The sequence below is a fragment of the Subtercola sp. RTI3 genome, assembly GCF_035018625.1.
In the GTDB taxonomy this organism is placed as follows: Bacteria; Actinomycetota; Actinomycetes; order Actinomycetales; family Microbacteriaceae; genus Subtercola; species Subtercola vilae.
In genome coordinates this window covers 41,344-62,742 of record NZ_JASJXO010000015.1, presented here as the reverse complement: position 1 = coordinate 62,742, position 21,399 = coordinate 41,344, and the positions used below count along the sequence as shown (strand labels likewise).

Here is a 21,399-nt window from a genome sequence, read left to right as displayed (position 1 = left end):
AGGTGGGGGCCTATGCGGCGAACAGTCGCCGTATCTCGCGGCCCACCGTGTCGTATTCGATGAGGAAGCCGTCGTGCCCGAACCGTGAGCTGATGACGGAGGCCTCGGTGCCATCGATGTTGCCGGGAGCGTGCAGGGCGATCAGCTGCTGGTCGGGCACCGGAAACAGGCGATCGCTGTCGATACCGACGATGAGTGTCTTGGCCGTGACCCGCCGCAGCGCTTCGACGATGCCGCCGCGACCACGACCGACGTCGTGCGAATTCATCGCTTCGACCAGCGTGATGTAGCTGTTGGCGTCGAAGCGCCGGGTGAACTTGTTGCCGTGAAAATCGAGGTACGACTCCACGGCGAAGCGGCCGCCGCTGCCGAGCGGGCTGATTCCGCTCTGCCAGCTGCGTTCGAACCGGTCATTCAGCTCGGTGTGGCTGCGGTAGTTGAGCAGAGCCATGCGTCGGGCCAACGCAAGCCCCGAATGGGGGCCCTCGCCGATCTTCGCGTCGTAGTAGTCGCCGTGGCGAAAAAGCGGGTCGGCGCGAATCGCCTCGATCTGAACCGAGTTGAGCGCAATCTGGTCGGCGCTCGAGATGGCCGGGGCTGCAATGATGGCCAGTCGTTCGGCGGCTCCCGGATGCTCGACTCCCCATTCGAGTACCTGCATGCCGCCCATCGACCCGCCCACAATGGCGGCCCACTTCTCGATGCCGAGGGTGCCCATCAGGCGGTGTTGCGCCTGAACCTGGTCTCGAATGCTGGTGAAGGGGAATCGCGCTCCCCACTCCTGCCCGTCGGGAGCCACCGAGGCCGGCCCGGTGGAGCCCTGGCAGCTGCCGAGCATGTTCGGAGCAACAACGTAGTAGTGGTCGGTGTCGAGCGCGAGCCCGGGCCCGACGAGCGGGCTCCACCAGCCGGCTGTCGGATGCCCGGGCCCCGCCAGCCCCGCGACGTGGGAGTCGCCCGTCAGGGCGTGCGCCACCAGTATCGCGTTGTCGCCTTGTTCGTTCAGAGTGCCGAAGGTCTCGTAGGCGAGACGCACATCGGCGACCTGGCCTCCGTTTTCGAAGGTGAGGTCGCCGATGTGGGCGAACTGGCGATTGCCCACGGGGTCGCCGTCGCGCCAGGCGCCGGTCGCTTTCGGCTTGCCGAGGATCGACCGAATCTGCGCGTCGGTGATGAAATCGCTCGGAACGGTGTCTTCAGATATCTGCCAGTCCATTGTTCTTCTATTCTGACGAACTTCTGGCGGCTGCTCGACAGTGTTACGCGCGACCGACGTCGTGGGCGCTCTACGCTGCGTTGGCGCGCGCGACCTCTCGCGCTGCATCAAGGCCGGCCGCGAGGTCGGCCTTGATGTCGGCGATGTTCTCAAGCCCCACCGACAGACGAACGAGCCCGGGCGTGACGCCGGAGGTCAGCTGCTGCTCGGGGGTGAGCTGCGAGTGGGTGGTGGAGGCGGGGTGAATCACGAGGCTGCGAACGTCTCCGATGTTGGCGAGGTGGGAGAACAGGCTGAGTGTGTTGACCAGCGCACGCCCGGCATCCACCCCGCCCTTCAGCTCGAACGACAGCACCGCACCGACACCCTTGGGTGCGTAGCGGTTGGCCGCCTCGTACCAGGGGCTCGTCGGCAGGCCGGCGTAGTACACGGTGGCGACGTCGTCGTGGTTGTCAAGCCACTCGGCGACCTCCTGGGCGTTCTGAACATGGCGCTCGATGCGCAGGCTCAGCGTCTCGATGCCCTGGATGAGCTGCCATGCACTGGCGGGGGCGATGGATGCGCCGAGGTCGCGCAGCAACTGCACGCGGGCCTTGATGATGTACGCGATGCCGTCGCCCAGTGCCTCGGTGTACGTGACGCCGTGATACGACGGGTCGGGAGTGGTGAGACCCGGGAACTTCTCCGAGTTCTCACTCCACTTGAACCGGCCGCCGTCGACGATGATGCCGCCGATGACAGTGCCATGGCCGCCCAGAAACTTCGTGGCCGAGTGCACCACGATGTCGGCGCCGTGCTCGAACGGGCGAATCAGGTACGGGGTCGCAATCGTGTTGTCGACGATCAGCGGCACGCCGTTCTCGTGCGCCACATCGGCGACGAGGCGAATGTCGAGAATGTTGATCTTCGGGTTGCCGATGGTCTCGGCGAAGAACAGCTTGGTGTTCGGGCGAACGGCGCGCTGCCACTCGTCAGCATCGTCTTGGTTCTCCACGAACGTGGTCTCGATACCGAGCTTCGCGAGGGTGTACTTGAAGAGGTTGTAGGTGCCGCCGTAGATCGACGCGCTCGACACGATGTGGTCACCGGCCTGGGCGATGTTCAGCACGGCGAAGGTCTCCGCCGCCTGGCCCGAGGCGACCAGCAGCGCTGCTGTTCCGCCTTCGAGAGCCGCGACGCGCTCTTCGACAACGTTCTGGGTGGGGTTCTGAATACGCGTGTAGATGTTGCCGAATTCGGCCAGCGCGAACAGGTTCTTCGCGTGCTCCGCGTTGTTGAAGACGTACGACGTCGTCTGGTAGATCGGCGTCGCACGGGCGTTGGTGACGGGGTCGGGCGCGGCACCCGAGTGGATCTGCTTGGTCTCGAACTGCCAATCGGCGGAGTTGTCGGTCATCGTTGATTCCTTAGCTTGTGGGTGGAGCCTCAGTGGTAACAGTAGATAGCGCGCCCAGCAAGGTCAACGAGGCTCGCAACACGGGGTAACGAGAACGAAATGTTATTGCGGATACCGTTGTAACCACACCGAAACCACTGAAGAAAGCAGCAAGCCTTGGCAAACACCATTCGTCGTGCCGTCGTCACCGGAGCCAGCTCGGGAATCGGGGCAGCCACCGTGCGTGCGCTCCGTGAGCACGACTGGGATGTCGTGGCTGTTGCCCGGCGCGAAGACCGTCTGAAGGCGCTCGCCGACGAGACCGGCGCGACCTATTTCGTTGCCGATCTCACAGAACAGACCGACGTGGATGCCCTGGCCACGCACCTCGCCGAGACGGGTGGTGTCAGCACCCTCATCAACAATGCCGGGGGAGCGGCCGGCCTCGATTCGGTCGAGCACGGCTCGGTCGATGACTGGGCGTGGATGTACGAGATCAACGTGCTCGCCGTGAAGCGAGTGGTGTCTGCTCTTCTGCCACTGCTGCGCGCCTCGGTCGCGGGCGCCCCGACGGGCGAGGCGGTCGCCGACATCCTCACTGTGTCGTCGATCGCGGGCCACATCGCGTACGAGGGCGGCGGCGGATACAACGCGGCCAAGTTCGCGGTGTCGTCGATGATCGACGTGCTGCGCCTCGAGCTGAGCGGCGAACCCATCCGCGTGCTCGAGATCGCTCCTGGAATGGTGCACACCGAGGAGTTCTCGCTGGTGCGTTTCAAGGGAGACAAGGCGAGGGCCGACGCGGTGTACGCCAGCGTGCCGAACCCGTTGAGTGCCGGCGACGTGGGCGCGACCATCCGCACCATGGTCGAACTGGCGCCGCACATCAGCCTCGACCTCGTGGTCATCAAGCCGGTGGCGCAGTCTGCGGCCTACAAGGTGCACCGCGGGCCGCTGGCCGTCAAAGAGGGCTGAACGGGCAGCCGAGTTACCGGTACCGTTGAACAATGGCTGAAAGCACCGAAACACCTGTACGTGTCACCGGCGAACCACAGGCGCCCGAGCGGGAGGTGCTGGGCTGGCTCGAGTTCGGTGAGGCATCCCGGGTGCTCGCCACGAGCGTGCTCGAGAGCGGGTTCGTACCCGACTTCGTGATCGCCATCGCCCGCGGCGGCCTGCTGCCGGCCGGGGCGCTCGCCTACGCCACCGGCACCAAGAGCTGCGGCAGCCTGAACGTGGAGTTCTACTCCGACATCGAGACCACGTTGCCGGAGCCGGTCATTCTGCCGCCGATGCTCGACAACACCGCGCTGATCGGCAAGAACATCCTGCTCGTCGATGACGTTGCCGACTCGGGCCGAACCCTCGCGCTCGTCGTCGACATGCTGACGAAGATCGGTGTCACGGTGAAGAGCGCCACGCTGTACGCGAAGCCGCGATCGGTGATCGAGCCCGACTTCTACTGGAAGAAGACCGATCGCTGGATCGTCTTTCCGTGGTCGGCTCACCCGCCGGTGAGCGTCTGATGGGCATCCATCTGGTGGGTGGCGGCTGGCCGCCTGAAGACGACGGAGACGTCTACCGGAAGTTTCTCTCTGAGGCAGCCGAGCGTGCGTTGCAGGCCGGGCGCCTCGAGGGCCCGCGTGTCGCGCTGGTTCTCGTTCGCGACGGAGACGGCCCGGAGAAGTTCGCGGCCGTCGCGGCGGCGCTGCAGCTGGTGGCAGAACTGGTGCCGGTTGCCATTCTCGCCACCGAAGGCGCGCCGATCAACGCCGCCCTGCTCGCCGATGTCGACGGCATTCTGGTGTGGGGCGGGCTGACCCCCGCCTACCGCGACAGCATCGAGCCGGCGTTCGGCGAGATCCGCCGGCAGATCTCCGGCGGAGTGCCCTATCTCGGGTTCTCGGCCGGGGCGGCCATCGCCTCCGACCGCGCGCTCATCGGAGGCTGGAAGATCGGCGACGTCGAAGTCTCGCCGAGCGAGGCAGCCGAAGACCTCGACGAGGTGAGCATCGGTGAGGGTATCGGGCTGATCGACCTCGCTGTCGAGGTGCACGCGGCCCAGTGGGGAACGCTGTCTCGCCTGGTGGCTGCTACCGAGGCTGGCCTCGTAGAAAGCGGCATCGCCATCGACGAGCACACGGCACTCATCATCGGCGAGGGCCCGCTGCGGGTCGTCGGGCGCGGCAGCGTCTGGACCGTCACCAGTGAGAACGGCGGGGTTCGCGTGGCCACGATGGGCGCGAGCTGAACGCGAAGACGCTCACCCAGCTGGCGGCCGAGGGCCAGATCGACGCGGGATGGGCCGAAGCGCTCGAACCCGTCGCCGACACCATTCGGTCGATGGGTGAGTTTCTGCGCGAAGAGACCGCGAGCGGGCGGGGCTACCTGCCGGCAGGGGGCGACGTGCTGCGGGCCTTTCGCTACCCGCTGGCCGACGTTCGCGTGCTGATCGTGGGGCAAGACCCCTACCCGACCCCCGGGCATCCGATCGGCCTGTCATTCGCCACCTCACGTGACGTCAGACCGCTGCCCCGAAGCCTCAGCAACATCTACCGGGAGCTTCAGGATGATCTGGGCATCGCCCCTGCGCCCCACGGCGACCTCACAGGCTGGGCTGAACACGGGGTCATGCTGCTGAACCGCGTGCTCACCGTTCAGCCGGGCGTCGCTGGGTCGCACCGCAAGAAGGGCTGGGAGGCGGTCACTGAACTCGCGATCAAGACCGTCGTGGCGCGCAACACTGCCTTGGTCGCCATTCTGTGGGGGCGTGACGCGGCGACCCTCGCGCCGTGGTTCGGGTCGGTGCCGGTCATCGAGTCGGCGCATCCGAGCCCGTTGTCGGCGAGCCGCGGCTTCTTCGGTTCGAAACCATTCAGCCGCGCAAACGCGGCCCTTGCGGTGCAGGGCAGTGCGCCGATCGAGTGGAACGTGCTCCAACACGATTAGGCTTGATTTCATGCTTGAAGAGGAATACCAGCCCCGACGCAAACTGCCGGCGAACCTGCGCCCGCCGGCCCCGCCGGAAGAGACCTTCGAGTACACGATCAGAGATGCCGTGGCGGCCGACATGCCCTACGTGCGGGAGATCTACAACCACTACGTGGCCAACAGCGTGGTCACCTTCGACGAAGATGCCATGACGCTGGCCGAGTGGAAGACGAAGTTCGAGTGGGTCAGCAAGCTCGACATGCCCTTCATCGTTGCGGTGGGGGCGAGTGGGCAGGTCATCGGGTTCGCGTATGTGTCGCCGTGGAAGCAGAAGGCGGCCTACCGCAGAACGGTGGAAGACTCGATCTACCTCGGGCCTGCCGCCACCGGCAAGGGCCTCGGCAAGGTACTGCTGAAAGAGTTGCTCGCGAAGGCCAAGGCCGCGGGCATCAAAGAGGTACTGGCCGTCATCGTCGACAAGGGGGCCGAAGGGTCGATCCGGCTGCACGAGAACTTCGGTTTTGTCGAGGTGGGCCGCCTCGGCAAGGTCGGCTTCAAGTTCAACCGTTGGCTCGGCACTGTGCTGCTGCAGAAGCACCTGAAGTAGCGCCGGGTGAGCGACGCTGTCGGCCCGGCTGGCCCGGCTGGTGGTGGTGCTGGTGGGGCTGGTGGTGCTGGCAATGCTGGGCCGCCCAGCCCTGCAGCCCGGTTGCGCCGTGTGCTCGAGAACGAGTCGTCGTCGGTGAGGCTGCAGGGCGCGCTCGCCGCCGGTACCACTCCCGATGCGTCGTTCGTCGATGTGCTGGTGAGGCGTAGTGCCGTCGAGCCTGATTTCTTCGTGCGCGAGATGCTCACCTGGGCGCTGATGCGGCATCCGTCATCGGCGACCGTTCGGCGCCTGGTCTACGAGGTGGGAGCCGACGAGTCGCAGGCGCGCAGCCAGGCGCTGCACACGCTGTCGAAGATCGGTGACCCGGCCGGGTGGGCGGCGATCACGCCCGAGCTTCTTCGCGACCCCGATGACGGAGTGGCACGAGCCGCCTGGCGCACGGCGGCCGGTGTTGTGCCCGCGGGGCAGGAGCCCGAGCTCGCCGAGCACCTGTGTTCGCAGCTTGCGCGTGGTACTCACGAGACCGAGCGCAGCCTGAGCCGCGCTCTCGCGATGCTCGGTGCGGCAGCGCTGGCACCGCTCGAGGCCCGTCGTGGTGACGCGAGCGGTCGCGTGCGCGTGCATGCGGCCGCCACCGAACGGCTGGTCGCTGATCCCGACGCCGATCTCGACGAACTCTTCGGCGACGCCCAGCGGGCCGAGGATGCCCGCCGGGCCGGGCAGGGCCCGCTGCCTGACGCGACGGAGACGGCGACCGCGAACGGCCCGGCGTAGGCTCGGAGCATGTCAGAGCTGCACGATCTCACTGCCCTCGAACAGTACGCGCTCCTACAGACGGGCGAGGTGGGCGTTCTCGAACTGACCGACCACTACCTGGCACGCATCGAACGGCTGAATCCCCAGCTGGGCGCCTTTCACGAGGTCACGGCCGAGAAGGCCCGCGAGCGGGCGCGGTACGTCGAAGACGAAGTTCCTCGCAGCAGCACTCTCTGGGGTTTGCCGTTCGGTGACAAAGACCTCGTGCGCCGGGCGGGGGTTCGCACCACCTTCGGTTCGCGGCTGTTCGAGAATTTTGTTCCAGACGAATCCGACGAGATCGCCGAGGTGCTCGACGCGGCCGGCGGGGTGAGCCTCGGCAAGACGGCCACGCCCGAGTTCGGCCTGCCGAGTTACACCGAGAACCTCGTGGCGCCGCCCGCTCGTAACCCCTACGACCCCACGCTCGGCCCGGGTGGTTCCAGTGGCGGAGCAGCGGTGGCCGTGGCCTCCGGCATGCTGCCGTTCGCGCCGGGCAGCGACGGCGGCGGCTCCATTCGCATTCCCGCCGCAGCCACCGGGCTCGTGGGCGTGAAACCCACGCGTGGCCTGGTTCCCTCGACGTCGGGCATCGGCGCGCTGGCCGGGCTGCCCGTCGGAGGCCCGCTGGCCAGAACGGTGTCGGATGCCGCACTGCTGCTTGACGGCATGATCAGCCCGAACGGCTCCCGCCCCCGGCACCACTTCAGCCTGCGCGCCCCCGAGAACTCCGACGGGCAGTACCTCGGGGCGGCCATCCGCGGCGAAGGCCGCTTTCAGCTGGGCAGCCTGCTCGAGTCGCCGTGGGACACCGCCTACGAGATCACCATCGACTCCGAGGTGCGGCAGACCTACGAGCAGACGCTGGGGCTGCTCGCCTCGCTCGGCCACGGGCTCGAACAGGTGTCGCTGCCGCCGAGCGAGCAGTACGCCCCCGCTTTTCGCACCATCTGGCAGGCCGGTGCGGCACTGCTGCCCGCCGATGACTCGAACGAGCACCTGCTCGAACCGCTGACGCGCTGGCTGATGCACCGCGGGCGTGAACTGAGTGCGGCCGACCTCGCGCAGGCACTGTCGACGCTCTCGGCCTACGAACGCTCGGTCATCGAACAGTTCGCGAGCTTCGACGCGATCGTCACACCGACCCTGGCGCTGCCACCGCGACCCGTGGGCTGGTTCGACGCGGTCGACGGCGAGCACAACTTCGCGCAGCAAGTGCAGTACACGCCCTTCACGTCGTTCGTGAATGTCACAGGCCTGCCGGCCATCACACTGCCCGTGGGGACAACCGCCGCCGGGTTGCCGCTCGGCGTGCAGCTCATCGGGCGGCCGGGCGGCGAGGCGACCCTGTTCGCCATCGGGCGTCAGCTCGAACGCCGTCTCCGCTGGGACCTCGTGCACCCGCCCGTCTGGAACGCCCGCGGCTGATCACGCAACCGTCGGCGGGCCCGTTCACGTGGTTTTCGCAGCATCAGGCGCTTGCGTTGTTAGGTAAGGCAAGCCTATGCTTGAATCACAATGAGTGTAGTGATGAATGGCCTAGTGACGGCCACCGAGGGCACCAGTCGGGTACTTCTGGCGGGCTCGGCGTCGTCGATTGCGACCCTGCAGCACCTCGTCAACGGTTTGGGCGAGCGGGTACGCGGGCAGGTCTTCGTCGAGGTTGCCAGCGCGGCAGAAATCGTACCGTTCGAGACCCCCGAACTCATCACCGTGGCCTGGCTCGTGCGCGAGACGCGCTCGGGAGAGCCCGGCACCTGCGAGACATGCCGGCCGGGCCAAGCCTTGGGGCGCGCGGTTCGTGCCTGGGTCAGCGAGATGTCGACCGGTGACCTCGAGGTCGACGGCGGCGAACTGGTCGTCTTCATCGACGGCACGGAGGCACTCGTCCACGAACTGCGTCTCGACATGGTCGATCGCATCGGCAGCAGCACCGGCTCCGGCACCTTCGTTCGCTGACAGACTTCGCCCAGCGGTGGCGGTTGGCATCGGGCCAGTGATCAGGCCGTGGGCGGTGCGCTCCAGCCGACCGCACGCTCTGACGCTGCCCAGAAGGCCGACGCCAGCGCCGCGTCACCCGCCTGCCGGGCGGTGTGCCCGTTCGGCTTCAGCTGGCTGAAGTAGGTTCCGCTGGGGGAGCCCACGTTGGGTACCGAAGCGAGCTGCACGAGTGGCACCGCGCCCGCTTCGGGGCTCAGCCCGAGCCGCCCGCCGCCGACCGTGTTGGCGAACTTCAGCAGGGCGGTGTCGGCCCCGAATGACGTCGCAACGAACCCCGGGTGAAAGCTGTACGCCTCAATACCGCTGCCCGCCGTTCGCCGGGCTAGCTCGTCGGTGAAGACGATGTTGGCCAGCTTCGCCTGCCCATAGGCGCTCCAGCCCGCGAGCCAGCGCCTGTGGCGCAGATCGAGGTCGTCGAGCCGCAGCCGGCCGAATGAGTTAGCGCTGCTGGCGGTCGCGATGATGCGCACCGGCGCCTCGGCGGCGTTCTGCCGCAGCCGGGGCAACAGCAGGTTGGTCAGCAGGAACGGCGCGAAATGGTTGCTCTGAATCGTGCGCTCGTGGCCATCGACGGTGTCAGCCCGCTTCGAGATGAGGCCGCCGGCGTTGTTCGCCAGCACGTCGATTCGTGCGAAGCGGGTGAGTAGGGCATCCGCGAGCCTGCGCACGTCGTCGAGCCGGTCGAAGTCGGCGAGAAATGCTTCGCCGCCGATCTCGTCGGCAACCTGGTGCGTGCGTTCGGGGTTGCGACCCACCACCGCCACGCGGGCGCCGTCAGCGGCCAGCGCGCGAGCGGCCGCACGGCCGATGCCCGAGCTCCCGCCCGTGATGACGACGGTCTTGCCCGACATGCCTGTCGCCCCTGTCGCCACTGACCTGCCGGTGTCATCTGGCATACCGTTCACCGGTAACCACCCTTCTCGAGGCCTGCCTCGATCTCGAACCTGTTTGTGAGCGGGTCGGTTCCGGCCCGAAAGTACAGCAGAGGAAAGAGCAGGCCGTACCGCATCCACTGCTCGCGGTGCACGGCCTCGTGCTCGAGCACGGTAGCCGCGGCGTTCGTGTCGGTGAGGTAGACCCCACCGATGCACGACCCGCCGCGCGAGAACGCCCATTGCGGAACACCGGTGAACACGAACAAGCCGTTCACGCGGCGAATGCGACCGGTGCTGAGCACGGCACCCCACACGACACCCACAAGCGTCGCGTACAGAAACCCGGCCCGCGCGAGCGGAGGGGCGATGAGGGCCGATTTCAGTGCCGGCACCGCGTAAGCGCGGCCCAGCGCCTTCAGGGTCTGGATGCCCACAGCTTAGAAGCTCGACGCATCGCGGCCGTAGGTCTCGAGCAGTCGCAACCACACCTCGCTGATCGTCGGGTACGACGGCACCGCGTGCCACAGACGGGAGAGCGGAACCTCACCCACCACCGCCACCGTGGCGGAGTGCAGCAGCTCAGCGACCTCTTGGCCGACAAAGGTGACACCGAGAACGACCTGACGGTCTTCGTCGACCACCATGCGGGCCTGGCCCGTGTAGCCGTCGGCCGTGACAGACGCCCCGGCCACCCAGCCGATGTTGTAGTCGACGACCTTCGTGCGGTAGCCGGCCTTCTCTGCCGCCGCTGCCGTGAGACCGACGGAGGCGACCTCGGGGTCGGTGAAGGTCACCTGCGGCACGGCTTCGTGGTCTGCTGTGGCGACGTGGGCGCCCCAGGGGCCGGTCGACATTGGCTTGCCGAGGGCGCGGGCGGCGATGACGTCTCCGGCTGCCCGGGCCTGGTACTTGCCCTGGTGAGTGAGGAGTGCGCGGTGGTTGACGTCGCCGGTGGCGTAGAGCCACTCACCCTCGAGGGGCTTTTGATCGGCATCCTGAACCAGAAGCGTGTCGTCGGTGTTCAGCCAGCTGTTCGGCTCGAGACCGATGCTCGACAGCCCCAGGTCGCCGGTGTTCGGCGTGCGGCCGACGGCCACAAGCAGTTCGTCGACGACGAGCTGACTGCCGTCATCGAGGGTGAGCGTGACTTCGCCACCAGCGCCGTTACGGCTGACCGCGGTGACGTTGACGCCGATCTTCACGTCGGCGCCCAGCTCGATGAGCGCGTCGCGCACCATCTCACCGGCGAACGGTTCTTGGTTGCCGAGCAGGCCGCTGCGGGAGAGCAGGGTGACCTGCGATCCGAGTGAGGCGTAGGCCGTGGCCATCTCGGCACCGACAACCCCGCCGCCCATGATGGCGAGTCGCGCCGGAACGACCTTTGACGAGGTGGCTTCGCGGCTGCTCCACGGGCTCGCGTCGCGAAGGCCCGGAATGTCGGGCAGCAGAGCGGCAGAACCGGTGGAGACGACGACAGCGTGGCGAGCGGTGAGGGTGCTGATCGTGCCGTCGGGCGCGGTGACCTCGATCGTCTTGACCCCGGTGAAGCGGGCGTGGCCGCGAACGAGTTCGAGCCCGGCACCCTTCACCCAGTCGGCCTGGCTGGAGTCGTCGAAGTTGTTCACCGTGGAGTTGCGCCGCTTCAGCACGGCCTGCACGTCGATGCTGCCGGTGACGGCCTCACGCGCGCCGCCCACCTTCTGCGCCGCACGAACGACCGCGCCGCTTCGGAGCAACGCCTTCGACGGCATGCAGGCCCAGTACGAGCACTCGCCGCCCACCAGTTCGGCTTCGACGAGGGCGACACTCAAGCCGCCCTGCTTTGCGCGGTCTGCAACGTTCTCGCCCACGGCGCCGGCGCCGATGACGATGACGTCGAATGTGCTGCCAGAGTCTGGTGTGGCCACGGTGTTCCTCTCGACGGCCGGGCGCGGGGTGCGCCGGCAGCGGGTTTCGTCTCACACTAGCGCCGGGGTGTGACAGGCGTCTGAATGGCGGGCGATGCTTGCCAGCGTGGGCCCGGGGGAGTAGAGCCGAGTGGCGGCAGGAGCGTGCGGGTCGGAGTGCCCTGGTCAGGGCGCGCCGGCCAGCGTGTGGGTCAGAGTGCGCGGGTCAGCGCCGAGATGATGCGCAGCACCGCTGACAGGTCGTCTGACGCGGCATCGGGGCTCGAAGGGGCGAACTGGGTGATGCCGGCACCGACCAGCGCGAACGCCCGGCGCACGGCGGTGATGTTCTCGACGAGGGCTGCAACGGTGACGCCGAACGGCTCAGGAAAACTGATGCCCGCAATCTCGGCGGGGTCGAGCACATCGAGGTCGACGTGCAGGTAGACGCTGTCGGCACCGGTGGCCCGAATCGCCTCGACGAGAGCATCGCCCCGCTCCAGTTCTTCGCTCTGCGAGAGAGCGTCGACGTCGACAAGGGTGATGCTGTGCTTCCGGATGTACTCCTCTTCGGCATCGTCGAAGGAGCGCACCCCGGCCAGTACCACGTGCGACGCCTCGAGGCGCTGCCCCGGTGCCGCAACGAGCAGCTCTGAGCCCTCGCCGAGCAGGGTGCGAAGCGTCATACCTGAGAAGGCTCCGGTGTCGGAGGTTTCGGGGGTGAGCAGGTCGGCGTGGGCATCCAGCCAGACCACGGCCAGCTTCGGGTGGGTGCGCTTTGCGGCCGTGATGGGGGCGAGTTCGACTCCACAGTCGCCGCCGATGGTGACGACGATGTCGGCGCGCGGGCGGGGGATGCTCGCGGGATCGGGATCGGGATCGGGATCGGGATCGGGATCGGGATCGGCAGTGGCGTTGACGGCATCGATCGCGGCAGCGGCCGCCAGCTGGTCGAGCGCCTGCGCCACCGCGTCGCGCACCGTGTGCAGCGCACTGATGCGACTCACCCCGGTACCGAGGCTCTCACCCGAACCGAGGGGAACGCTCACACGCCGGGTCACGGCCGCGGGGAGGTCGCCCGCAATGGCGTCGGCACCGTCGATGAGCTGCATGGCGCGGCTCGAACCGGAGCCCTGCCACTCGGGGACAACAAGAAACGTAGCTGGCACGATCTCAGTCTGGCACGGCGCCGGCCCGCGCGGCCGGGGCGCTTCAGAAGTCGTTTCTGCGGCAGAAGCGCGACGCAGAAGTGTGACACCGCGTTACGCGCCCGGTGGCGGGCGGGGCGACGGCAGCGTTGACTGTAGGAACACGTGCGGGCGTCGAGCCTGCTGAGCACCGTTGATGCACGAGGAGGGCGCAGCATGACACTCACATCGGCTGCCCCTGGCGCTGTCTTCGGTTCTATCACCCGCACGCCGGAAGCTCGGGCCGAGCACCTCGAACGCCGCCGACTGGTCGTGGTCGAGGTTTCTGCGCATCGCCCGACCCGCCCCGAATACCACTCGTACGTCGACGTGCTCAACTCGCGTGTGGTGCGCGAGGCGACCGAACTCGGCTTCGAGGTGACCCGGCTGGCCGCGGCCGACCTCGGCCCACGAGCGCTTCTTGCGCTCACCGACGACGCCGACGCCGTGGTGATCATGGGCGGCGAAGACGTTGACCCGCGATTCTATGGTGGGGCATCCGGATACCCGGCCGAAGGCGCACATTCGACCGAGGCCGATCTCGGCCAGATCGCGCTCGTTCGGCGTGCGGTCGAACGAAAGACACCGCTTCTCGGCATCTGCCGGGGGCACCAGATCATCAATGTGGCGCTCGGCGGCACCCTCACGCAGCATCTCGACGAGACCGGGCTGCACCGGCGTACGGGCGTCGCAGTGTCGGCGACCATGTCGTCTCACGCGGTCGAACTGGATGCGGCCAGCACTCTCGCGGCGCGTTTCGGCAGCACCGGCATCCGGGTGCAGAGCGCGCACCACCAAGCCGTGTCGACTCTTGGCGAGGGCCTCATGGTCGCTGCCGTGGCACCCGACGGAACAGCCGAGGCGCTCGAGCACATCACCGCGCCGGTCTTGGGCGTGCAGTGGCACCCCGAAGACCCAGGAGCGCCAGCCGGTCAGCTGCGCGTACTGCTCACCGCGCTGGTGGCAGCCCGCGTCTGAGTCGCTCTCAGCGCGTGATCACAACCGCGTTCAGCGCGGGATGGTACCGACGGTACCCGTCGGCTGTGAGCGCTGCAGCTCGGCCCGTTCGGCTAAGCGCGGGATGCGACCGATGATAAGCGCAACCGGCAGCGACACAATCACCCACACTGTGACAATGATTAAGACGAGGGCCAACGTCATTGTGTGCTCCTGGTTTCTTATCGAACGGTGAGGCGACCCGTCGAAGAGCGTGAGGAGCTGTGGCCCGACGCTGGGTCATGGGGGTGTTACTGGGGGTCAATTGCTGCTGTCAGCGTAGCGTCTACCGCGATCAGACCCGCGCAAACACGGCGTTTGAGCCGCAATTTGTGCAGAACTCGGCTGCCCTTGACATTTCGTGGCCCAAACCGTTACATTCGCCCACCCCAGCGCGCATCACACCCCGACGGTCAGGGCGGCTGTGAACCCCGCGTCAACCGACCCCGACACCGTGGCGATCTGGTGGATGGCCCCGTCGTCGCTGAATACGTTGTCGGTGCTGAGGCTCACGCTCGCCAGGTTCTTCACACTCTGCGCGTACCCACTGGTTGCGTAAACCACGTCGCAGGTCTCTTTGGGCATCGCGATCTGCGACGTCTTGACGATCGGGCCCGAAGCCACCGCCGTCGCTACATTTGCGTACACCTCGAAGTGGATGTGCGGCCACCGACCCGAGTAACAGGCCGGAAAGATCGAAGTGAATGTGACGATTCCCGATGCATCGACCGCCTGTACCCCGCGCAGATAGTTCTCTGACGTGATGCCTTTGCTGTAGAGCGAATACGCTCCATCACGGTCGCAGTGCCACAGATAGACCGCGGCACCCGTGAGTGCTGCTCCCGTCGACGCATCGCGCACACCGAGTTGAATGGTCAACGGCACCCCCGGCGCGGTCGTCGTCGACGACCCGAAACTCGACCGGATGTCACTGCGCACGATGCCGGAGTCGCCGAGCACATCGACCCCGTTCGATCCGTCGCCCGGGTAAGGGCCGGCCGTCTCGTCTGGCACCTCGGTCACGTCGCCGGCGGTCGTTGCGGTTGCCGATGCAGTGGCCGCCGCCGTGGCGCTCGCTGTTGCTGAAGCGTTCGCGCTGGCCGTCGCTCCGCTCGCCGCGGATGTCGGCGTCGAGCAGGCCGCCAGAAGCGACGCCGTAGCGATGCCGCCGAACAGCCCGAGCACGTTGCGGCGGTTCACCAGGGTGCGAACGTCGTAGACGAGCCCCCGGTCTTCTTCGTCGATGGGGTCGCCCTGGGCATCCAGCCACTGACGGTCGGTCGTGTTCTCTGTCATGCGCTCATCGTGAGGTTTCATGAGAGCTATCACATCTGACCGGCCTTGATGGATGCTCTGCTCTCTCTTTGCGCTTGCTATGAGACCGCGGCCGCTGCCGTCGCGGGCGTCACGTGAAGACGCACCCCGCGGCCAGTGCTAACCTAGACATCGCACTCCGGGCCCCATAGCTCAGGGGATAGAGCACTGCCCTCCGGAGGCAGGGGCGGCAGTTCGAATCTGCCTGGGGCCACCAGCGGTACTTTCTCACCAGCGGCATTTCCGCATCAGCGGCTCGTCTTCCGAGCAGTGCAGTCGCGATTCCGGGCGGAACTCTCGCGCGAGCGCCTGCGTCGAAGCGCGGTTCTTGTTTACCGCCGCCAGCTCGCTGAGACGCGGATGCTCGGCCCCACGCCCCGGCTACCAGTAGACTCAGCGGCCTCGCCACCGTGCGTTTCAGCTCACGCACAACCGGCGATTCTCTGGGGGAAAACTATGACGTGGATGCGACCGAACGACGACGCTGGCGGAGCCTCGAGAGGCCACCATGTACGCAAGAGAGCCGGTGGGCCCGCGGAGCGGAGCCTGATCCGCCGGGTGCTGACAGTGATCACCATCCTCGGCATTGTCATGACAGCAGCGATCGGGGGAGTCGCGGCGGTCGCCTCAGCCGCCACGACGACGAGCTGTGCGCCATTCCAGCAGCCGTACTCGGGCGACCCTGCCTATGCCAAGGGCGACAAGGTGACCTTCAGCGGCAAGGCGTACGTGTCGACGTTCGCCCCGAACTGGTGGTCGCCGAGCACTGCGCCTCAGTACTGGAGCGAGACGACCTGCGACACCACTACGCCGACTGCGACGCCGAGCCCGACGGTCACCCCTACGCCCACACCCACACCTACGCCGATACCCACGGCCTGCCGGCCGTTCGCTCAGCCCTACTCCGGCGATCCTGCGTACGCGAAGGGCGACAAGGTGACGTTCAACGGCAAGGCATACGTGTCGACGTTCGCGCCGAACTGGTGGTCGCCGAGCGCTGCGCCGCAGTACTGGAGCGAGACGACCTGCGACGGCAGCACCAGTACGCCGACGCCGACCCCAACGCCGACCCCAACTCCGACGCCGACCCCAACTCCGACTCCCAGCCCCACCCCGCCCGTCACCGGCACGCCCAGCGGGCTGGTCTTCAGCCCGTACAAAGACATTGCCCAGGCCATGTTCTGGAGCACCGGCTACACCATGGGAACCACAGCGGTCAATGGATCGCCGACCCCACTCGTCGGCAGCGGCACGACCCTGCAGTCGACACTGCCCCAGCTGAACGCAATCACGCTGGCGTTCGCCACGGGTGACTGCGGCACAGAGAACTGGGCGGGCGTCTCTGCAGCGGCCTTCGCCGATGCCAACATCGCCGGACTCGACGCGGCCAACTATGACTACATCGTCAGCGCTGGTGGCGCGGCAGGCAGCTTCACCTGCTCGTCTGCCGCCGGCATGCGCACGTTCATCGATCGCTACGCGAGTAGCAACCTCATCGGTGTCGACTTCGACATCGAGCGTGGGCAGTCGGAAGCCGACATCCGCAATCTGGTGACGGCGGTGGCCGCTGTTCAGAGCAGCTACCCGAACCTGCGCTTCTCCTTCACCGTCGCCACACTCGGCGCCTCTGACGGCAGCTACGGCGGGGTGAATTCGACCGGTGACACGGTGATCAAAACGGTGCTTGCGTCGGGGATCCGCAACTACACCATCAACCTCATGGTGATGGACTACGGCCCGGCCTCGGCTTCAGTCTGCGTGATGGGCGGTTCCGTCTGCGATATGGGCCTCTCGGCCGTGCAGGCCGTGACGAACCTCCGTCACACCTACCCGACCGTTCCTCTGACACAGATCGAACTCACCCCGATGATCGCCCTCAACGACATCTCCGACGAGGTGTTCACGTTGCAGGACATCGACGAGATGACGGCGTACGCCGTGCAGAACAAATTGGCCGGGCTGCACTACTGGTCGCTCGATCGCGACGTGCCCTGCGGTCAGACTGCCCTCTCGAACACCTGCAACTCCACGCCCCCCATCCCGGCTCTCGCGTACACCAAGCGCTTCCTCACCGCACTCGGCCGCCTCTGAGCGGGTGGGTCGTGATGCACGGGGTCAACCGAGCCAGCTCCGACGGCTCCGCGCACGAGTGACTATGACGTTCCGGTCGATGTCGCTCAGGTACCGAGCGCGTTCTGCGAGCTTCGTGACCTCGATGCGGCAGAAGAAGTACTCACTGACTTCTACCCGGGTGTCGGGCTGCCCGACAAGGCCCTGCGTGCACGAATCGGGGTGCCAGAATCGCCCGAAATTCGTGGCAGGATCGTGATCATGAAGCGAACGGTCAGCGCACACATCGAATGTGACATCGACGCCCCCGCAAACCTTGTTTTCTCCATAGCCGTAGCTGCTGGGCTTGCCACGCAGAAGGAGTCGATCGAGTACCTGTACAACGGGCATCCGATCACGCCGGTCGAGATTCTCGACGTGCACGGAACCCGATTGCACGAGTTCGACGCCGGAGCCGGGCACCTGAGCCTCAACTACTGGGCAGAAGTCGACGGCCTCGAGACCGCGGTTCCGGTGACGAAGAACGACCTCATCACGTACCTGCGACCGAGCCGCTACTGCGAGTCAGACATGCTGCTGCCGACGGCGCGCTCCGAATTTCGGGGGCTCGAAGGGCGCATACTGCTCGATTGCGTCTCGTCGTGGGTGGGCGAGAAGCTCAGCTATGTTCCCGGGTCGAGCCTGCCCACCGACGGAGCCGTACGCACTCTGCTGAGCCGCCAGGGCGTGTGCCGCGACTATGCCCACCTGGTGATCACGCTGCTGCGCGGCCTCGACGTGCCGGCGCGGCTGGTGTCGGTGTACGCGCCGGGCCTTCGCCCCATGGATTTCCACGCGGTTGCCGAGGCCTACATCGACGGCGAATGGTTCATCGTCGATGCCACGGCGCTCGCACCCCGTCAGAGCCTTGTTCGCATCGCCACGGGTCGCGATGCTGCTGATACGGCCTTTCTCACCAACCACGGGGGCTGGCTCACCCTTACGGCTCTCGAAGTGACGGCCACAGCGGATGCCCTGCCCCACGATGACACCCGCGAGCTCGTTCAGCTGCACTGACCGGCTGCACTGACCCACTGCACTGACCGGCTGCACTGACGCACGGTGTCTCGGGGCCCCACGCGGCGCCGAGATAGACTCGTAGACCGTGACTCCCGAAGATCTTTCCAGCGCTCTGTTCGACATTGTGACCGCCCGCCTCGACGGCTCGGCCTCCATCACAGCGGCTGACGTGCTGCTCGAGCGCCCGCGCAACCGCGACCACGGCGACTGGACCTCGAACATCGCCATGAAGCTGGCAAAGAGCCTCGGCACCAACCCGCGCGCGTTCGCCGCCGAGCTTGTGCCCGAGATCTCCGCCATCGCCGGTGTGTCGAAGGTGGATGTCGCGGGTCCCGGCTTCATCAACATCACTCTCGACACCGCTGCCGCAGGCGAGATCGCCCGCTCCATTCTCGTCGCCGGTGACAGCTACGGCCACAACCACCAGCTCGACGGCCTGAGCGTCAACATGGAGTTCGTCTCGGCCAACCCCACCGGCCCGCTGCACCTCGGCCACACGAGGTGGGCGGCCCTCGGCGACGCCATCGCGCGGGTGCTCAGCGCATCGGGTGCGGAGGTCACGACCGAGTACTACATCAACGACGCCGGCAACCAGATGGACAATTTCGGGGCATCCATTCTCGCCGCCGCGAAGGGCGAGCCCACGCCCGAGAAGGGCTACCCCGGCGAGTACATCCAGCAGCTCGCCGCGAAGGTTCTCGAGCAGGTTCCGAACCTCGCCGAGCTGCCGCACGACGAGGCCGTGGGCGTTGCCCGCGACATCGGCTACCGCCAGCAGCTCGAAGAGATCAAAACCTCGCTTGAGAGCTTCAACGTGCACTTCGACGTGTTCTTCTCCGAACTCAGCCTGCACGAGACCGACCCCGAGACGGGCCTCAGCCTCATCGACCAGGCCGCCGTGCGCCTGCGCGAGCAGGGCCACGTGTACGAGAAAGACGACGCGGTGTGGGTGAAGACCACCGACTTCGGCGATGACAAAGACCGCGTGCTCACCCGCGGCAATGGCATCACGACGTACTTCGCGGCCGACGCGGCGTACTACCTGAACAAGAAAGACCGCGGCTTCACCGAGAAGATCTACCTGCTCGGTGCAGACCACCACGGGTACGTGGGCCGATTGAAGGCGCTCGCAGCGGCGGCCGGCGACGACCCCGACGTGAACATCTCGGTGCTCATCGGCCAGCTGGTCAACCTGAACGGTGCCAAGCTCTCGAAGCGCGCCGGCAACATCATCGAGCTCGACGACCTGGTGGCCTGGGTCGGCGCGGATGCCCTGCGGTACTGGCTCGCCCGCTACCCGGCCGATTCGCCGCTGTCGCTCGACGGCGAGGTGCTGCGCTCGCGCACCAACGACAACCCCGTGTTCTACGTGCAGTACGCGCACTCGCGCACTCGCTCGGTGGCGAAGAACGCGGCGGCGGCCGGCGTCGACCGCAGTGTGTTCGAGCCGTCGCTGCTCAGCCACGAGGCCGAGACCGAGCTGCTCGGGTCGCTTCAGGAACTGCCGCGTATCGTGGCACAGTCGGCCGAGCTGCGGGAGCCGCACCGCGTTGCCCGCTACCTCGAAGAGGTTGCCGGGCACTACCACCGCTGGTATTCGGTGTGCCGGGTGCTTCCGCTCGGAGACGAGCCGGTCACCGACCTGCACCGCACGCGTCTGTGGCTGAACGACGCCACCGGCCAGGTCATTCGCAACGGCCTCGAGCTGCTCGGCGTCTCTGCGCCCGACCGCATGTGAGGCGAGCGATGAGACGCCGAAGCAGGGTGCTGACCGGAGTCGCGATCGCCGTGGTGGTCGTGGCGGGTGGGCTGGTCGTGGCCGATGTGGGCCTGAGATCGTTCGCCGAGGGGCAGGTCAGACGGGCGATGCTCGACAGGCTGCCGTCGAACGTCACGGGTGACGTGACGGTTCAGATTGGCGGATGGTCGTTTCTCGAGCAGTACGCCAGCGGAACGTTCGACGAGGTCACCCTCACCGGTGCCGGGCTGGCGGTCGACGGAACGCCGCTGCAGGCGAAGGTCGTGGCCAACGGTGTGTCGACCGACCAGTCGAAGCCCGTACCGCGGATCGCGGCGACTCTCACCCTCGATGAAGCGGCCGTGAACCGGTTTCTGTCGATTCCGGGCTCGAACTCGATCACGCTCGGCGACGGCACGGTGGGGTATCAGGGTTCGGTGAGTGTGCTCGGCCTGTCGTTCGGGTACGACGCGACGGCGACGGCGACCCCCTCGGGTGCCGACGTTCTTCTGACTCCCGTGAACGCGAAGCTGTCGGCGGGTTCTGCGAGTTTCGACGTGAGCGGGGCGCTGAAAGCCGTGGTGGCGAAGCCGATCAGCATCTGTGTGGCGAAGTACCTGCCGCCGAGAGTCGAGATCACGGGCATCACGCCCTCGCCAGGGCAGGTGACGGTCGACGCGACCGCGACGAACCTGGTCTTGAGTGCCGCCTCGCTGAGCGCCACGGGCAGCTGCGGCTGAACACCCCACTCACTTCGGCTGGTCGGCGACCTTGATGTCGATGTGGTAGTCGCTGCCTTTCACGTTGCTGATGGTGACCGCCGTGTCGTAGTGCACGCCGGGGGAGTCGTCGGCCGTGAGGTCGCAGTGCACTACGGAGTCGTTGACGAGGGCGATGGGGTCGCTGCCGCAGTCGACGGTGGGAGACGGGGTACCGGCGGCGACCTGCTTCACGAGGGTGTTCGTGACCCCGGTGGCGAATTCGCTGGCCGGCACGGTGAGGGAGGCACTCGCCGAGCACCCGGAGACCGCGAACGACAGCGCGAGCGAGAACGAGACCGCGAGCGTCGCGACGAGCGGCCCACGACGGGCCCGCCGACGTGTGGCATGCTGCGCACCGAACCGTGCGGGCGTGTTTCGAGCGGTGGTGGTCATTCGGCCTCCTTCATCGATGAATTCTCACCAAGTATAGAGAATTCATCAGGTTCGCGTGTAACACGATTCGAGCCACTCACGGATTCCGCTAGAATTGCCTTATTGACGGCTTCAGGGACCAATCCGGGTTCGCTCGCCCCCAGCTGCCCTGAGCCCGCCGACCACCGCCGGGCCCCGCTCGATGTGCCAGAG

At 66.9% G+C, this 21,399-nt stretch carries 22 protein-coding genes and 1 tRNA gene; 14 read left to right on the top strand and 9 right to left on the bottom strand.

Annotation, left to right across the window (positions count from 1 at the left end; translation table 11 throughout):
• Positions 1-10 precede the first annotated feature (10 nt).
• Together metX and QN358_RS08085 are read right to left on the bottom strand one after the other, a co-directional pair.
• Positions 11-1,216 (bottom strand): homoserine O-acetyltransferase MetX, encoded by a 1,206-nt coding sequence (gene metX, locus QN358_RS08090; RefSeq protein ID WP_323512055.1) that lies wholly within the window; start codon positions 1,214-1,216, stop codon positions 11-13.
• Between the two features lie 70 nt (positions 1,217-1,286).
• Positions 1,287-2,612 (bottom strand): bifunctional o-acetylhomoserine/o-acetylserine sulfhydrylase, encoded by a 1,326-nt coding sequence (locus QN358_RS08085; protein WP_136642680.1) that lies wholly within the window; start codon positions 2,610-2,612, stop codon positions 1,287-1,289.
• Positions 2,613-2,768: 156 nt separating this feature from the next.
• Between QN358_RS08085 and QN358_RS08080 the strand changes: the two genes are divergently transcribed.
• The 8 genes from QN358_RS08080 (at position 2,769) to QN358_RS08045 (ending at position 8,886) form a co-directional block, all read left to right on the top strand.
• Positions 2,769-3,566, top strand: a complete 798-nt coding sequence (locus QN358_RS08080) for an SDR family oxidoreductase (RefSeq protein ID WP_201799313.1) — start codon at positions 2,769-2,771, stop codon at positions 3,564-3,566.
• A 32-nt stretch (positions 3,567-3,598) separates the two neighbouring features.
• The gene (locus QN358_RS08075; protein ID WP_136642679.1) at positions 3,599-4,117 is read left to right on the top strand and encodes a phosphoribosyltransferase; all 519 of its coding nucleotides are present in this window, start codon (positions 3,599-3,601) and stop codon (positions 4,115-4,117) included.
• Entirely contained in the window at positions 4,087-4,842 is a 756-nt protein-coding gene (locus tag QN358_RS08070; protein ID WP_323512054.1) for a peptidase S51, read from the top strand. The genes QN358_RS08075 and QN358_RS08070 overlap by 31 nt, the downstream gene beginning before the upstream one ends.
• Positions 4,839-5,540, top strand: a complete 702-nt coding sequence (locus tag QN358_RS08065) for a uracil-DNA glycosylase (protein ID WP_201799314.1) — start codon at positions 4,839-4,841, stop codon at positions 5,538-5,540. The genes QN358_RS08070 and QN358_RS08065 overlap by 4 nt, the downstream gene beginning before the upstream one ends.
• A 10-nt stretch (positions 5,541-5,550) precedes the next feature.
• Positions 5,551-6,129, top strand: a complete 579-nt coding sequence (locus QN358_RS08060; protein ID WP_136642677.1) for a GNAT family N-acetyltransferase — start codon at positions 5,551-5,553, stop codon at positions 6,127-6,129.
• Positions 6,130-6,135: 6 nt separating this feature from the next.
• Positions 6,136-6,906, top strand: a complete 771-nt coding sequence (locus QN358_RS08055) for a HEAT repeat domain-containing protein (protein ID WP_201799312.1) — start codon at positions 6,136-6,138, stop codon at positions 6,904-6,906.
• A 9-nt stretch (positions 6,907-6,915) separates the two neighbouring features.
• Positions 6,916-8,355, top strand: a complete 1,440-nt coding sequence (locus tag QN358_RS08050; protein ID WP_136642676.1) for an amidase — start codon at positions 6,916-6,918, stop codon at positions 8,353-8,355.
• A gap of 102 nt (positions 8,356-8,457) precedes the next feature.
• A complete protein-coding gene (locus tag QN358_RS08045; RefSeq protein WP_323512053.1) occupies positions 8,458-8,886 on the top strand; it encodes an SIP domain-containing protein in 429 nt (142 codons plus the stop codon).
• A 41-nt stretch (positions 8,887-8,927) separates the two neighbouring features.
• On the opposite strand, the gene QN358_RS08040 is transcribed toward QN358_RS08045, so the two are convergent.
• The 4 genes from QN358_RS08040 to QN358_RS08025 all read right to left on the bottom strand — a co-directional run bounded on the left by QN358_RS08040 (position 8,928) and on the right by QN358_RS08025 (position 12,858).
• The gene (locus QN358_RS08040) at positions 8,928-9,824 is read right to left on the bottom strand and encodes an SDR family NAD(P)-dependent oxidoreductase (protein WP_323512052.1); all 897 of its coding nucleotides are present in this window, start codon (positions 9,822-9,824) and stop codon (positions 8,928-8,930) included.
• A gap of 5 nt (positions 9,825-9,829) precedes the next feature.
• Positions 9,830-10,213 (bottom strand): Fe-S oxidoreductase, encoded by a 384-nt coding sequence (locus QN358_RS08035; protein ID WP_416351971.1) that lies wholly within the window; start codon positions 10,211-10,213, stop codon positions 9,830-9,832.
• Between the two features lie 27 nt (positions 10,214-10,240).
• On the bottom strand, positions 10,241-11,710 hold the full coding sequence (locus tag QN358_RS08030) for an NAD(P)/FAD-dependent oxidoreductase (RefSeq protein ID WP_323512051.1): 1,470 nt from the start codon (positions 11,708-11,710) through the stop codon (positions 10,241-10,243).
• Positions 11,711-11,901: 191 nt separating this feature from the next.
• Positions 11,902-12,858 (bottom strand): arginase family protein, encoded by a 957-nt coding sequence (locus QN358_RS08025; RefSeq protein WP_323512050.1) that lies wholly within the window; start codon positions 12,856-12,858, stop codon positions 11,902-11,904.
• Positions 12,859-13,053: 195 nt separating this feature from the next.
• Here QN358_RS08025 and QN358_RS08020 point away from each other — a divergent pair, with 195 nt between their 5' ends.
• Positions 13,054-13,854: a gamma-glutamyl-gamma-aminobutyrate hydrolase family protein gene (locus tag QN358_RS08020; protein ID WP_136642673.1), complete on the top strand. Its 801-nt coding sequence runs from the start codon at positions 13,054-13,056 to the stop codon at positions 13,852-13,854.
• 30 nt (positions 13,855-13,884) lie between these two features.
• On the opposite strand, the gene QN358_RS08015 is transcribed toward QN358_RS08020, so the two are convergent.
• Both QN358_RS08015 and QN358_RS08010 read right to left on the bottom strand, forming a co-directional pair.
• A complete protein-coding gene (locus QN358_RS08015; RefSeq protein WP_161580439.1) occupies positions 13,885-14,037 on the bottom strand; it encodes a hypothetical protein in 153 nt (50 codons plus the stop codon).
• Between the two features lie 234 nt (positions 14,038-14,271).
• A complete protein-coding gene (locus QN358_RS08010) occupies positions 14,272-15,168 on the bottom strand; it encodes an intradiol ring-cleavage dioxygenase (protein ID WP_136642672.1) in 897 nt (298 codons plus the stop codon).
• Positions 15,169-15,328: 160 nt separating this feature from the next.
• Between QN358_RS08010 and QN358_RS08005 the strand changes: the two genes are divergently transcribed.
• The 5 genes from QN358_RS08005 (at position 15,329) to QN358_RS07985 (ending at position 20,793) form a co-directional block, all read left to right on the top strand.
• Positions 15,329-15,403: transfer RNA gene (locus QN358_RS08005), tRNA-Arg, on the top strand.
• Positions 15,404-15,642: 239 nt separating this feature from the next.
• Positions 15,643-17,277: a carbohydrate-binding protein gene (locus tag QN358_RS08000; protein WP_323512049.1), complete on the top strand. Its 1,635-nt coding sequence runs from the start codon at positions 15,643-15,645 to the stop codon at positions 17,275-17,277.
• A gap of 240 nt (positions 17,278-17,517) precedes the next feature.
• Positions 17,518-18,312, top strand: a complete 795-nt coding sequence (locus tag QN358_RS07995; protein ID WP_136642669.1) for a transglutaminase-like domain-containing protein — start codon at positions 17,518-17,520, stop codon at positions 18,310-18,312.
• 88 nt (positions 18,313-18,400) lie between these two features.
• Positions 18,401-20,053 (top strand): arginine--tRNA ligase, encoded by a 1,653-nt coding sequence (gene argS / locus QN358_RS07990; RefSeq protein WP_136642668.1) that lies wholly within the window; start codon positions 18,401-18,403, stop codon positions 20,051-20,053.
• Positions 20,054-20,061: 8 nt separating this feature from the next.
• Positions 20,062-20,793, top strand: coding sequence for a DUF2993 domain-containing protein (locus QN358_RS07985; protein ID WP_136642667.1), 732 nt, complete (start codon positions 20,062-20,064; stop codon positions 20,791-20,793).
• Between the two features lie 9 nt (positions 20,794-20,802).
• Here the strand turns inward: QN358_RS07985 and QN358_RS07980 are convergent, their stop codons facing one another.
• The gene (locus QN358_RS07980; RefSeq protein WP_136642666.1) at positions 20,803-21,207 is read right to left on the bottom strand and encodes a hypothetical protein; all 405 of its coding nucleotides are present in this window, start codon (positions 21,205-21,207) and stop codon (positions 20,803-20,805) included.
• Between the last annotated feature and the right edge of the window lie 192 nt (positions 21,208-21,399).